At 35.3% G+C, this 13,468-nt stretch carries 12 protein-coding genes; 2 read left to right on the plus strand and 10 right to left on the minus strand.

The annotated features are described in order from the left end of the window. Positions 1-2: 2 nt before the first annotated feature. From ACM6F9_RS10205 to recQ, 10 genes are all read right to left on the minus strand, one after another. Entirely contained in the window at positions 3-1,064 is a 1,062-nt protein-coding gene (locus ACM6F9_RS10205; RefSeq protein WP_414845607.1) for an efflux RND transporter periplasmic adaptor subunit, read from the minus strand. 9 nt (positions 1,065-1,073) lie between these two features. Then, positions 1,074-2,426, minus strand: a complete 1,353-nt coding sequence (locus ACM6F9_RS10210; protein WP_414845608.1) for a TolC family protein — start codon at positions 2,424-2,426, stop codon at positions 1,074-1,076. Between the two features lie 90 nt (positions 2,427-2,516). Then, positions 2,517-3,110, minus strand: a complete 594-nt coding sequence (locus tag ACM6F9_RS10215) for a TetR/AcrR family transcriptional regulator (protein WP_414845609.1) — start codon at positions 3,108-3,110, stop codon at positions 2,517-2,519. Positions 3,111-3,351: 241 nt separating this feature from the next. Continuing rightward, positions 3,352-4,176, minus strand: coding sequence for a S1 RNA-binding domain-containing protein (locus ACM6F9_RS10220; RefSeq protein ID WP_414845610.1), 825 nt, complete (start codon positions 4,174-4,176; stop codon positions 3,352-3,354). A gap of 206 nt (positions 4,177-4,382) precedes the next feature. After that, on the minus strand, positions 4,383-5,255 hold the full coding sequence (locus tag ACM6F9_RS10225) for a DUF4476 domain-containing protein (protein ID WP_414845611.1): 873 nt from the start codon (positions 5,253-5,255) through the stop codon (positions 4,383-4,385). A 104-nt stretch (positions 5,256-5,359) separates the two neighbouring features. After that, positions 5,360-6,763, minus strand: a complete 1,404-nt coding sequence (lpdA, locus tag ACM6F9_RS10230; protein WP_105701327.1) for a dihydrolipoyl dehydrogenase — start codon at positions 6,761-6,763, stop codon at positions 5,360-5,362. A 130-nt stretch (positions 6,764-6,893) separates the two neighbouring features. Further along, positions 6,894-7,280 carry a cupin domain-containing protein gene (locus ACM6F9_RS10235; protein WP_414845612.1) on the minus strand — a complete coding sequence of 129 codons (387 nt, stop codon included), beginning with the start codon at positions 7,278-7,280 and terminating at the stop codon, positions 6,894-6,896. An 18-nt stretch (positions 7,281-7,298) separates the two neighbouring features. Beyond that, positions 7,299-7,643: a hypothetical protein gene (locus ACM6F9_RS10240; RefSeq protein ID WP_414845613.1), complete on the minus strand. Its 345-nt coding sequence runs from the start codon at positions 7,641-7,643 to the stop codon at positions 7,299-7,301. 78 nt (positions 7,644-7,721) lie between these two features. Beyond that, positions 7,722-8,804 carry a glycosyltransferase gene (locus ACM6F9_RS10245; RefSeq protein ID WP_414845614.1) on the minus strand — a complete coding sequence of 361 codons (1,083 nt, stop codon included), beginning with the start codon at positions 8,802-8,804 and terminating at the stop codon, positions 7,722-7,724. Between the two features lie 213 nt (positions 8,805-9,017). Next, a complete protein-coding gene (recQ, locus tag ACM6F9_RS10250; RefSeq protein ID WP_414845615.1) occupies positions 9,018-11,222 on the minus strand; it encodes a DNA helicase RecQ in 2,205 nt (734 codons plus the stop codon). Between the two features lie 158 nt (positions 11,223-11,380). On the opposite strand from recQ, the gene ACM6F9_RS10255 reads away from it, so the two are divergent. Both ACM6F9_RS10255 and tatC read left to right on the plus strand, forming a co-directional pair. Next, entirely contained in the window at positions 11,381-12,340 is a 960-nt protein-coding gene (locus tag ACM6F9_RS10255) for a KpsF/GutQ family sugar-phosphate isomerase (protein ID WP_414845616.1), read from the plus strand. A 128-nt stretch (positions 12,341-12,468) separates the two neighbouring features. Continuing rightward, positions 12,469-13,296, plus strand: a complete 828-nt coding sequence (gene tatC / locus ACM6F9_RS10260; RefSeq protein ID WP_105701321.1) for a twin-arginine translocase subunit TatC — start codon at positions 12,469-12,471, stop codon at positions 13,294-13,296. Positions 13,297-13,468 lie beyond the last annotated feature (172 nt).

Below are 13,468 nucleotides of genomic sequence, written 5' to 3' on the forward strand. Positions count from 1 at the left end.
TGCTACTTTATAATATTCACTTTAGATCCATTGTCCAGATTGATCTGTCCGCTGGTTACCACCTGCTCTCCATCATTCAATCCACTTAGAACCTGAACTTTATCTCCGTAAACTTTTCCAATGGTTACTTTGATCAATTTAGCAACACCATTCTGAACAACGAATAATTGCCCTGAACTTACTCCATTTACAAAAGCTTCTGCTGGAACTGTCAGCATATTCTGAGTTTCTGCACCGTTATTTGTACTGAATTTAGCTGTTGCATACATACCCGCTTTTAGATTTCCTCTGTTCTGAACTTCAATTTCCACAGGGAAATTCAGAGAAGCATCACTTTTAGGAGCGATGAAAGTAATTCTACCTACGAACGAATCCTCAGGTAAAACATTTACTTTAATCGGAACTTCCTGACCTAACTGGATTTTTCCGATCTGGCTTTCATCTACTAAAACAGATAATTTTAAGCTGTTGATATTAACGATCTCAAACATAGAAGTTCCTACCGAAACAACTGTTCCAGGTTCTACCAACTTTTTATTGATTGTTCCGCTGATCCCTGCACGGATGCTGGTGTCATTCACTCTTACTCCCTGAGCTTTCACAGCTGCCTGTGCATTTTTCAGTTGAAGTCTTGAATTATCAACCTGCTGTTTCGTAACCCCTCCTGTTTTGAAGGCATTTTCGTAACGCTGATTATCAATAATAGCATTCTGCAAATTATTCTGAGCCTGTGTAACATCTACTTCGATAGCATCTCTCTTGATGGTTGCTAAAACCTGACCTGCACTTACTCTTGAACCTTCTTTTACCAAAACGCTTACAATACGTCCGGCAATTTCAGAAGACTGGTTCATTTCCTGCTTAGGAATGAAAGTTCCGTTGGCAGAGTAGTCTGTATCAATATTTTCTCTTGTAACAGTTACAATATTTACATTGATTTTATCTACCTGTTTGGCAACTTCTTTTACTTCCTGCGTCTGCTTTTCTTTGTTCCCTGCAATCTTGTAAGCGGCTAAACCTACCAGTACTGCTGCTACGATGATATATATTAAAGTTTTTTTCATTTTAGTTTATTATAAGTTTTGTAGTGTGTTTAGTTCACCCTTAGCTTTTATCAGCTTGATCTCTGCCTGTTTGTAATCCAGCAATGCATTAGAATAGTTCTGTTTTGCCTGTGTCAAAGCATTTTCAGAATCCAGAACTTCTGTAAGTGTTGCTAACCCATACTGATAGTTGGACTGAGTATTTTTCTGAACTCTTTCTGCCAATCCAACATTATCTTTCATGCTTTCGATATTAATCAACGCATTTTCCATATTGGTGACTGCATTTTTATAATCAAGATCTAAGCTCAGCTGAGTCTTCTGAATATCCTGATCTATATCCTGAATATCAATTTCTGCCTGATTAATCTTCGCTTTTGTAGCTCCTCCCGTGAAAATAGGAATATTTACATTCAAACCAATTGCTGAATAATCACTCCAAAGAACGCCATTACTAAGACCATTTGTCAACGGGAATTTTGCTCCGTTTGCTCCCCATCCGTAGTTCGCAGTAAGATTTACTGATGGATAAAGATAAGCTTCGGTTGCTTTTTTATTGAACACCAAAAGTTCTCTGTTTTTATTTAAAACCTTAATTTCTGTACGATTATTAAGATTTACGCTGCTCGCAATCAGTTCAGGTTTTGGTTCAATCGTTTTTTCTTCAAGTTCGATGTCTGTAGAAATCGGGATTCCCATATAAAACTTCAAAGCATTTTTTGAAAGTTCAACAGAGTTGATTAAAGTCTGTTTATTGGAACCAATATTCGTAAGCTGAACATTTGTTCGGTCTAAATCGATTGATTTTGCCAAACCGTTATCAACCAAACTTTTAATAACATTTCTTACTTTTTCAGTGTTGGCATAACTGGCAGTAACCGTTTTAAGATTTTCTTCCTGTACGAACACCTGATAATAAGCTGTTGCTACATTTTCAATAATCTGTTCATTGGTTAACTCAGCATTCAGTACATAAAACTCTCTTGTTGATTTTGCAGCTTTAAGTCCGGTAAATACCCTTTGATCAAAAATCGCCTGCTGAAGTTGTACAGAAGCTGTGGAACCCCAAGGTTGTCCAAACTGAGCTCTGATTTTCTCTCCTCCAAATTCCAGCAAAGATTCCTGAATAATTGGATTATATGTAAGTCCGGCTGTAGCAGTGATTTGTGGAAGGGCACCGGCTCTGGCTTCATCAATCTTATATTCGGCTTTTTTGACTTGTAAAGCAGCTTTTTTAGCTTCTGCTTTATTTTGAAGTGCCTGTTTTATTGCTTCCTGCAGGGAAACCTGCTGCTGGGCAGACATCAATGTAGAGCCGAAAATCATAAATGCTGAAGCTATCCCAATTTTTAGCTTTGTAGCAGTTATACGTTTTCTATTCATAATTTTATACTTCGTTTATTTTTTATTTAATTTTCAGTCATTATTTATTTCTAAATGACGAATCATTGGTAGAAATACTTTAGTTTTTTTTTAGTTTTTGAACAACATGTTGATAATAATCTCTTTTCGTTCAGAAATAATTTTATCATATTCCTCATCATTAATTAATAAATTCTCCATAAATAATGGTCTTATGGCACTTGGGAACACCAATAACGAAACCATATTCAGAATGAACTGAACGGGTGCCATTTTCTCAATATTTCCCAATTCCATTTCTTTTTCGATATCCTTATACATTTCGTTCAGGATATTTTCTTCAATTTCTCTTTGATGGCAGGTTCCCTTATTGATCTGTGATACGATATACGTTTCCAGATATGGATACTGAAGGCTTGTAGAAAGACTGCTTTCTATGAATTTGCTGATCTTTTCTTTAAAAGGCAGATCAGAATTCTGAATGATGTTCGATTTTTCCTGTTCTACTCTTTGCGCTTCATCAAAGATGATCTGGATAAGCTTATCTCTTGAACGGAAATAATAATTAATAAGGGTTCTATTCACTCCAGCTTCATCTGCAATCTCCTGCGTAGTAGCATCAAATTTTCCTTTCACAAAGAACAAATGTTTCGCTGTCTCCTTGATCAATTCCTGTGTTTGGTCTTTTTTTGCTTGATTTGACATTTTTGTTAAACAAATTTGTGCAAATTTATAGTAAAATTTATTTTTGACAAAATTGTTAAACAAAAAAATTAAACAAAATTGTTATGACATCCATCATGTTTCGGATTTAAAAGTTGGAATTAAAAAAAATTCTCCTCAGCAAAAAATCACTGAGGAGAATTATATTTCGGAAAAATCAGCAACCGAAAATTTCTCGAAAGGAAACAAAAAAACGAGCAGAAATTTCTGCTCGTTTTTATTTTTATAATAATTTGATTTTATCTTCCAGAATATCTATAACCTTATCTTTATAAAGTCCTCCAACCGCTTTTTTAAAGTTCTTCTTGCTCATTCCCAGCTCATCTTTGATCTCTTCAGGAGAAGACTTATCTGATACATACAGAAGGCCGTAATTTTCTTCCAGTTTGTCCAGAATTTTCTTCTTGAACTCATCAATATTTTCAAAACCTTCCGGCTGTAAAGAAATATCTATTTTCCCATCCTCACGTATTGCTTTGATGTATCCTTTTTCTTCTGATAACGGATATAGTTTTTTGAAAACATCAGAAACATAGATTAATCCTATATATTGCTTGTTGATGATAACATTCCAGCCCAGTTCACTTTCGTTCATCATGAGCAAATCTACTTTGTCACCTTTTTGAAACGGAAGATCAGTATACTGAGGATTTCTCTTAAACTTTGTGGTTCCTGTAATCAATTCCATATCTTCATCCACATAAATATAGACCAGATATCTTTTTCCTTCAATAATTTTAGTTTTCTGCTGTTTGTAAGGAATAAATAAATCTTTAATGATTCCCCAATCCATAAAAGCTCCACTTGGAAGACTTTGTACACAGCTCATTACTGCAAACTCTCCTACTTCAGCCAATGGAATTTCAGTAGTTGCTTTTAATTTATCATCATCCTGATAGACAAAAACATCAACTTCCTCTCCTATTTCTTTTTCGTCCTGCATAAATATTTTAGGCAGAAAAGCTTTCTCACCGGATTCATCTACGAGGATCCATCCTGAATTAATTTTTTCTGAAATTGTTAAAGTTTGAGTTTTTCCGAGTTGCATTGATGATAAAATTAGCTGACAAAGGTACGGAAATTTGAAGATGCCAACCTAGTCAATACTATTATAATTCTTTTAACTGCTTCATAAAAGTAACTAAACATTTATAAAACATAAATTAATTTTACCTTACAATGAATAGTTTTGGCTGAAGCCAAAGGATTGATTATAAAAAAAATAAACGGGCTAAAGCCCGTTTCTATTGAATATTATAATTTCGAAATATACTCCATGAGTTCACGTTTGCTGCTTTCGAAATCAAAGGCATCAGTCACCAGAAAGTAATGTTCTTTGTCTGCGCAGTTACGATACATAGATTTAGCTAATGCCAACTTATTATTATCAAAGCTTATTGATTTCACCAAATCTCTTATTTGTGCAGCAGTAAACATTGAAACACGCATCTGTTGATTAATCATGGTAATTTTCCCATCATCAAACCTTTCATTTTGCATCATCGTATCAAAAAAATGGCGGAAAGATTGAGTATCCATCGCATTTCCATTATTATATCCGCCTCCGGGTTGATTTCCGTAAGGGTTGTTCCAGATATCATTCCAGTCGTTAAATCCATACTGATTTTGAAGAGGATAAGAATCCAGAAGATATAAACCTTCATTGGTGAAGAAATCAAGTACCATTCTACTGTTATTGCTCAGCCTCAAAGTTGTTCTGTAGATCAGAAAACCATTCTCGTAGATTGAAATGGGCATTCTTCCTGAAGAAAGATCAAAGAATCTGTATTTTCCGGAGCCGTTTGCCATCATCTGATTACCCACTTCAACGGTAAAAAAACCCTGTTCAGGAATTCTCAGAAAAACTTCTGCATATCCGTAGTTTCTGTCCCATTGATAATTAGATTTTGGAGATCTATTTCCAGCTCCATTCCCATTTCTCTGAGGAATGGTAGTATTTCCTAATCTCGACTGATCAACAATTTTATTTCTTTCATCCGGGCTTTTAGAAGCTCTCATTTCTGTGGCTGAAGCTTCATTTTTCAATAATTCTCCTGCCTTCCCTGCTTCCTGCGCAAATGCGCTGATTCCTGCCAAAAGCATCCAACTTATAAAAATCTTTTTCATGTATGAAATTTTCAGAAACCATCTCCATTTTTATGCCAAAAAAAGGAGAAACCAAATTGATTTCTCCTTTTTATATTTAAATGATTAAATTTTTTAATCAAATATTACATATGAATAGGTCTTTTTGCTGTAGCATCCAATGCAGCTTCTTTGATAGCCTCTGCATACGTTGGGTGAGCATGAGAACTTCTTGCAATATCTTCAGCACTTGCACGGAATTCCATAGCAATTACCCCTTCAGCAATAAGGTCAGCAGCTCTTGCTCCAATGATATGCATTCCTAAAACTTCATCTGTTTTTTCGTCTGCAATAATCTTAACAAGACCATCGATATCACCACTTGCACGGCTTCTACCTAACGCTCTCATTGGGAAAGATCCTACTTTGTAAGCTACCCCTTCTTCTTTTAACTGCTCTTCAGTTTTACCAACTCCAGCTACTTCCGGCCATGTGTAAACAACTCCCGGGATAAGGTTATAGTTGATGTGAGGTTTTTGTCCAGCCAATGTTTCAGCAACAAATACTCCTTCTTCTTCAGCTTTGTGAGCCAACATAGCCCCTTTGATAACGTCCCCGATCGCATAGATATTAGCAACATTAGTCTGAAGGTGATCGTTTACTTTCACTCTCCCTCTTTCGTCAAGCTCTACTCCTGCTTTTTCAAGACCAAGACCATCTGTATAAGGTTTTCTACCTACAGAAACTAAACAGTAATCTCCTTCTACTACTACTTCTTCTCCTTTTTTATCTTTAGCAGTGATCTTTACAGTATCTCCGTTTCTTTCAACCGCAGAAACCGCAGTAGAAAGCATAAACTTCATTCCTTGTTTCTTAAGAACTTTAGTCAATTCTTTGCTTAAAGCTCCATCCATTCCAGGGATGATTTTATCCATAAATTCAACAACAGTTACCTGAGCTCCTAATCTTAGGTATACAGAACCTAGTTCAAGACCGATAACCCCACCTCCGATTACTACTAAATGCTTAGGAATTTCTTTAAGGTTTAAAGCTTCCGTAGAAGTAATCACTCTTTCTTTGTCTAAAGAGATGAAAGGTAATGCAGATGGTTTAGAACCTGTTGCAATGATTGTATATTTAGATTCGATCGTTTCAGAAGAACCGTCGTTTTTAGTAACTTTAATCTGAGTAGCAGATTCGAAGCTTCCTACCCCTTCAAAAACAGTAATCTGATTTTTGTTCATCAGGTAGCTGATTCCGTCTGTATTTTGTTTGATCACTTCGTTTTTACGTTCGATCATTCTTGCGATATCTGCCTGTGGCTCATTGATGATGATTCCGTGACCTGCAAAATTATGTTTTGCATTTTCGAAATGTTCAGAGCTGTCAAGAAGCGCTTTTGACGGAATACATCCAACGTTAAGACAAGTTCCGCCTAAAGTTGAATATTTTTCAATAATTGCTGTTTTGAAACCTAATTGTGCTGCACGGATAGCAGCAACATAACCACCGGGACCAGAACCTATTACGGTAACATCGAATTGACTCATGTTATTGTATGAATTTGTTTATTATTATCTATCTTAATTCTCACAAATTTACATATAAATTACCAAGCACCAAAGTGAGTTTTATCAATTTTAAAAATGATAATTATATGCTTTAGTTTTATGAAAAATGTTATTTTATGAACTTTATATTTTCCTCATTCCCCTTTTTCAGGTAAATTGCGGTAAAGACAAGCGGTTTATCAGCTGATGCATTATCAAAATGAAGGATTTTTACATTTTTAGGTTCGTAAAAAGCATCACCTTCATGAAGAACCACTTTTTCTTGTCCTTCTATTTGAAAAACTGCTTCACCGGAATTGATTATTCCTAAAACGGGACAGGGATGCAGATGTTCTGGCGCTCCTTGTCCTGCAGCCATTGTTATTTCCTGAATTTCTGTGAATTTAACTTTCTGATCAAGAGCAGTTTTTAACAATTCTTTTCTGGAGATTGTCTTCTGCTGAGCCAGCATTCCAACAGCATTCAACATCAAAATAACAATGATAAATGGTTTCATAAATTTAATATTTATTAATTACACATTCAGCTTTCCTTGTCCAAATTCACCTGTACTTTCAAAAAAAGAACCTCCGTACACATACCATTCAAGGCTTTCCAAAAACTCTACTGCATTTTCCGGGGTTATATTTGGGCGGTCTTTTTTAGAAACAATTCCTTTGTACCATCTTCCTGATTTGGAAAAGCTTTCATATTCCACAAAATAATGAATCCATATTCTCTGGCACAACTTGCACTGTTGAATCGTTACTTCCCCGTATCTCCCGTTGGTATGATCAGTTCCTAATGCTGAACTTCTATATTCTGTATAATTTGAATTGGGCTTCTCACAGGCACATCCTAATTTCTGGATCTTATTCATGAATGAAAAATTGGTTTTCAGATAAAATTTATAACTCCAAAAGTAAGAAATTAACAACCCATAAAGCAAATGGAGTCATCAAGGTTGTATCAAATCCAATAAAAGCTTTTCGTATTTATCCAAAATAATATTCTTCGAGAATCTGGATTTAATAGAATTTTTTATGGCATCTCTGTTATAGTTGCTCTGCAATACTTTTACAATCTGCTGGGCGAAACCATCATAGTTTTCAATATTCGCGATTTCCCCGTTTACATTGTGCTGAATGATTTCATTGATTCCTCCGGGACAGTTGTTGGCCAGAGAATACGTTCCGCAGGCACCTGCTTCCAGAAGCACGTTGGGAAATCCTTCATATCTTGAAGAAAGAACAAATAAATCCGCATATTTCAGATATTGGTAGGGATTTTCCTGTCTGCCATGGAAAATGACTTTTTTTAATCCTAAAAGCTCCTTTGTCTGAAGCAACAGATCTTTATCTTTTCCGTCTCCTAAAATATGAAGGATAATATTTTCGTTCTTCAGTCTTGAAAAAACCTTCAACAAGTTGTCAAATCCTTTTCTGGAAGATAAATTACCAATAGCCACTACATTTTTATAATTGTATTTGAAGCATTCCGGTTTTACAGATACAGCCATTTTATCTTCAATAAAATCAAAGTCTACAGGATTATTGATCTTGACAATTTTTTTCTTTTTAATATTAAAATTATCGACAAGATCCTTCATCATATCATCACTTTGAGCAATGATTCTCTGATAGTTATTGTAAAAATTATAGAAAAATTTAATTTCTTTACGGGTTACATGCTCGGTAACAACGTTGGTTTCCCTCGCGATGAATTTTGTTCTTGGAAAAAGTTTTATGAATAGGGATAAATAAGCATTTACCTCTCCGAAACCTGAGAAAACAATATCCGGTTTTCTTCTGTAGATTTCTCCTAAAATAGGTCGTAATGAATGTCTTATTCTTTCGGTATTGATATCGATGATTTCGACATCTTTTTTAAGAAAATCCAGGTATCCGCCTTGTTTACGTAACAGCAAAATCTTGGGCTCAAACCGATCTCTGGAAAGATGGTTCGCTATGGTAGTAACAATCCTTTCTGCTCCTCCGGTCTCTAGGTCCGGCAGAATAAATATGACAGATATTTTTTTCATCATATCAAAGTTACTAAAAAGTTTGGTTATCTTTCTAATATTGGAAGGGTGAAAATTGCTGTTTTGGTGGTTATTAACAGAAATTAACTAAGCTTCAAAACTCTGCTTTAGTTTATAATTTCAGCCGGAGCAAAGTCTGTGTAAAAATAGAGCAAGCTCTTCTACTGAAAAGCTTGCTCTATTTTATTTATATTTTAAAAATATATTGATTTTCTAATTTGCTACGTCACTAATGAATTTAATTCTCAGCATTCTTACTTCTTCATCAGACAGTTCATCCCCGAATTCATCCAGCAATACTTTCATGCTGTCGCTTTCAGATTCGTTCATGAATTCCATGAATCCGTCTACGATGTCTTCGTCAAAATTATCTTCAATATAGTAGTCGATATTCAGTTTTGTTCCCTGATATACAATCCTTTCCATTTCTTTAAGAAGTTCATCCATAGAAAGGTTTTTAGCTCTTGCGATATCTTCAAGATCAATCTTTTTATCAGTGCTCTGGATAATAAAAACTTTATGGCTTGATTTATTGGCCACCTGCTTCAGTACCATATCCTGAGTACGTTCGATATTATTATCTTCTACGTATGTTTTGATGTAGTCTGCGAATTCCTTACCATATTTTTTGGCTTTTCCTTCGCCTACTCCATAGATTTTGGTAATTTCATCTACTGTGATCGGATATTGAACTGTCATATCCTCCAAACTTGGATCCATAAACACCGTATAAGGCGGAATTCCATGTTTTTTGGCTACTTTCTTTCTCAGTTCTTTCAACAGGGTAAAAAGTTTCTGATCTAAGCCTCCGCCAGCCTGCTGCTGTACCTGATCACTTTCCGCTTTTGCCTGAGTAAGGTCAAATTCCCTGTCTTCAGCAATTAAAAATACTTCTTTGGATTTACCATTTACGACATTTCTTCCTTTTTCTGTAATCTTTAAAACACCGTAAGTTTCAATATCTTTTTGTAAAAAATTCTGAACAGTTGCTTGTCTCAGAATTGTTTTCCAGTAATTATCTTTTTCCTCTTTTCCAAAACCAAAATAAGAGCTTTGTTCAAGTTTGTAAGATTTTGTAACTGCATTTTCTTTTCCTACAATGACAGAGATCAGGTCTTTGGACTTGAATTTTTCTCCTGTATCACTGATCAGTTCCAGCGACTTTTCCATGTCTGCCGTAGCATCCTTTAATTTTGGCGGATTGGAAGAATTGTCACACATTTTTGCCCCGTCACCATTTATCGGATCGAAACTTTCACCAAAATAATAAAGAATATATTGTCTTCTGCTCATTGAAGTTTCAGCATAGCCTACCACTTCATTTAAAAGCTGAAGTCCTATTTCTCTTTCTGAAACGGGCTTCTGTGCCAGGAATTTTTCCAATTTTTCAATATCTTTCGGATCGTAGAATGCCAGACAATGACCTTCACCTCCATCTCTTCCTGCTCTTCCGGTTTCCTGATAATAACTTTCCAGTGATTTCGGGAAATCATAATGGATTACAAAACGCACATCGGGTTTATCAATTCCCATCCCGAAGGCAATGGTTGCCACAATTACATCTACTTCTTCCATCAGGAATTTATCCTGATTGGCCACTCTCACTTTCTGATCAAGACCGGCATGATAAGGAAGTGCATTGATTCCGTTGACCTGCAGAAGCTGGGCAAATTCTTCAACTTTTCTTCGGCTCAGGCAATATACAATTCCTGATTTTCCTTTATGCTGATTGATGAATTTAACGATTTCCTTATCTATATTGATTTTAGGACATACTTCATAGTATAGATTAGGACGGTTAAAACTTTCTTTGAATACCAATGCATTCGTCATTCCTAAAGTTTTCTGGATATCATCCTGCACCTTAGGAGTGGCAGTAGCCGTCAAAGCAATCACCGGTACACTGGCGATTTTGTCTATAATCTGTTTCAGATTCCTGTATTCCGGTCTGAAATCGTGTCCCCATTCTGAAATACAGTGCGCCTCATCAATAGCAAAGAAAGAAATTTTCACGTCTTTCAAAAACTCCAGATAATCATCTTTAATTAATGATTCAGGAGCTACATACAGAAGTTTGGTTTTACCGCTTTTGATATCATCAAAAACCTGTTTGGTCTGCGTTTTGTTTAATGATGAATTCAATACGTGTGCTACTCCATCCTCAGATGAAAGACCGTTCACCGCGTCTACCTGATTTTTCATCAACGCTATTAGGGGTGAAACGACTATTGCCGTACCTTCCGAAATAAGTGCCGGAAGCTGATAACATAATGATTTTCCACCACCTGTAGGCATTAAAACAAATATATCTTTCCCATTCAATAGATTGTCTATAATTTGTTCCTGCTGGCCCTTAAAAGTAGAAAAACCAAAATACTTTTTTAATTCGCCTGATAAATTGGCTTTTTTTGCACTCATCTAATTTTCTATTGCTAAATTTGCAACTCACCCAAAGTTATAAAAATTCTGCTTAAAATAAAAGCGAACGAATTTATAAAAAATAAAATTTATATTAAATATTCTTTTTAAAATATAACGTTTTTTAAGAACTTTTTTGTATACCTTATTATCATAAAATGGATAGAACCAACATTATATCAATTGCAAAAAGCACTTTAGAAATAGAAATTTCTGAACTCGAAAAATTAAAAAACAGACTTGATGACCAATTTGCGCAGGCAGTAGAGATTATTAATTCGGCAAAAGGAAAGCTCATCGTGGTAGGAATTGGAAAATCTGCTCACGTAGGAAATAAAATTGTAGCGACCTTAAACTCAACAGGTACCCCTTCGCAATTCCTTCATGCTTCAGAAGCTATTCATGGAGATCTTGGGGTGATTCAGAAACAGGATGTTGTTTTATGCATCTCCAATTCCGGAAATTCACCTGAAATTGCAAATCTGGTTCCTTATTTGAAAGATTATTCATCCGCTTTGATAGGAATGACAGGAAATAAGACCAGTAAACTGGCTGAGTTTTCTGAAGTTATTTTAGATACCCATGTAGATGTTGAAGCGTGCCCGAATAAATTGGCTCCTACAAGTTCTACAACTATACAAATGGCGTTGGGAGATGCTTTGGCAGTGGCTTTGATGGAACTGAATGACTTTAAAGCTAATGATTTTGCCAAATTTCATCCTGGAGGAAGCTTAGGAAAAAATCTTACATCTAAAGTGGAGCAGTTTCTTTCTTCACAAAAACCACAGGTTACAGAAGATGCATCCATAAGAGATGTTATTATCTCGATCAGTGGTTCAAGCCACGGAATTACAGTGGTAACGAATGCAGATCAGATTATTGGTGTTATCACAGATGGTGATTTGAGAAGAATGCTGATGAAAGGAGAAGATATCAGCAAAGTATCGGCTAAAGATATTATGTCTGCCCGCCCAAGAACAATTGAGAAGGATTCTTTAGCCAAAGAAGCTATGAAAATTCTGAAAGAAAATAATATCGGACAGCTTGTAGTAACAGAAAACGGAAAGTATTTCGGGATCATAGATCTGCATAAACTGCTGGACGAAGGAATTAATTAGAGATAGAAATCCAGAGGTTGGAGATTAATAAGACAATTTGCAGATTAAAAGTAAAATTTAACTAATACCCTGCAAACTCTTACTTCTGTCATTTTTTTTATAAATTTGCGCTGTAAAAATTTTATTCTGTGAGTGATGGTAAAGACATGTCCTTTCTTGGACATATAGGAGAATTAAGAGGGCACCTGATCCGTTCGATTATTGCTATCATAATTGCGGCTTTTGTTGTGGGCTTTAATATCAACTGGATTATGGACCATATCTTTTTTGGACCCACCAGAAATGATTTCCCTACCTTCAGAATTGTTAATCATTTTTCAAGAATGATTTTAGGGGAAGACAGTATTCATCTTCCAAAAGAGTTCCCTGTTCGTGTACAGAGATTGTATCAGCAGTTCAATGTGATGATGGCTGTTTCTATTTTTGGGGGAATGGTAGCTGCATTCCCTTATATTGTATGGGAATTATGGCGTTTCATTGGTCCTGCTTTACATCCAAAGGAAAGAAAGAATTCTATTTATATTATCAATGCGGTATGGATGCTTTTCATGACCGGGGTATTGTGTGGTTATTTTTTAATCCTTCCGTTTGCTGTTAATTTTGGGGTTATCTTTAAAATTTCAGACATTATCGTTCCGCTTTATGACTTAAGTGATTATACCACCTTATTTTTACAGGTCGTTTTGGGTATGGGAGTTATTTTTCTTTTCCCTATCCTTATCTACTTCCTCACCAGTATCGGAATTCTTACCCCTACCTTTATGAAGACCTATCGTCGTCATGCTATAGTTTTGATTATGGTAGTGGCAGCAATCATTACTCCAGCCGACGTTTTGAGTATGATCATGGCTGCATTACCACTGCTTGTTCTTTATGAATTCAGTATTATGATGTGTAGTTATACTTATAAAAAAGCACAGAAAAGTAACGGAAACCTTCCGGCAGTACAGAAATAATTTAATTAATCAACGATATAAAAAGAGCTGGTTTTCCATTGTGAAAATCAGCTCTTTTTTTATTACACCCCTCCCAATACATCAATTTATTTTTTCTTAAAATATAATAATTGATTAAAAATTTTTCACAATTAAGACTAATTAAAGTTATTAATTTTAAAATTAAATCAAA

The organism is Chryseobacterium sp. IT-36CA2, assembly GCF_949767875.1.
In the GTDB taxonomy this organism is placed as follows: Bacteria; Bacteroidota; Bacteroidia; order Flavobacteriales; family Weeksellaceae; genus Chryseobacterium.

Excerpts from the sequence above, each read along its gene's own strand:
- ACM6F9_RS10205 (WP_414845607.1), bottom strand. The coding sequence starts at position 1,064 with ATGAAAAAAACTTTAATATATATCATCGTAGCAGCAGTACTGGTAGGT.
- ACM6F9_RS10210 (WP_414845608.1), bottom strand. The coding sequence starts at position 2,426 with ATGAATAGAAAACGTATAACTGCTACAAAGCTAAAAATTGGGATAGCT.
- ACM6F9_RS10215 (WP_414845609.1), bottom strand. The coding sequence starts at position 3,110 with ATGTCAAATCAAGCAAAAAAAGACCAAACACAGGAATTGATCAAGGAG.
- ACM6F9_RS10220 (WP_414845610.1), bottom strand. The coding sequence starts at position 4,176 with ATGCAACTCGGAAAAACTCAAACTTTAACAATTTCAGAAAAAATTAAT.
- ACM6F9_RS10225 (WP_414845611.1), bottom strand. The coding sequence starts at position 5,255 with ATGAAAAAGATTTTTATAAGTTGGATGCTTTTGGCAGGAATCAGCGCA.
- lpdA (WP_105701327.1), bottom strand. The coding sequence starts at position 6,763 with ATGAGTCAATTCGATGTTACCGTAATAGGTTCTGGTCCCGGTGGTTAT.
- ACM6F9_RS10235 (WP_414845612.1), bottom strand. The coding sequence starts at position 7,280 with ATGAAACCATTTATCATTGTTATTTTGATGTTGAATGCTGTTGGAATG.
- ACM6F9_RS10240 (WP_414845613.1), bottom strand. The coding sequence starts at position 7,643 with ATGAATAAGATCCAGAAATTAGGATGTGCCTGTGAGAAGCCCAATTCA.
- ACM6F9_RS10245 (WP_414845614.1), bottom strand. The coding sequence starts at position 8,804 with ATGAAAAAAATATCTGTCATATTTATTCTGCCGGACCTAGAGACCGGA.
- recQ (WP_414845615.1), bottom strand. The coding sequence starts at position 11,222 with ATGAGTGCAAAAAAAGCCAATTTATCAGGCGAATTAAAAAAGTATTTT.
- ACM6F9_RS10255 (WP_414845616.1), top strand. The coding sequence starts at position 11,381 with ATGGATAGAACCAACATTATATCAATTGCAAAAAGCACTTTAGAAATA.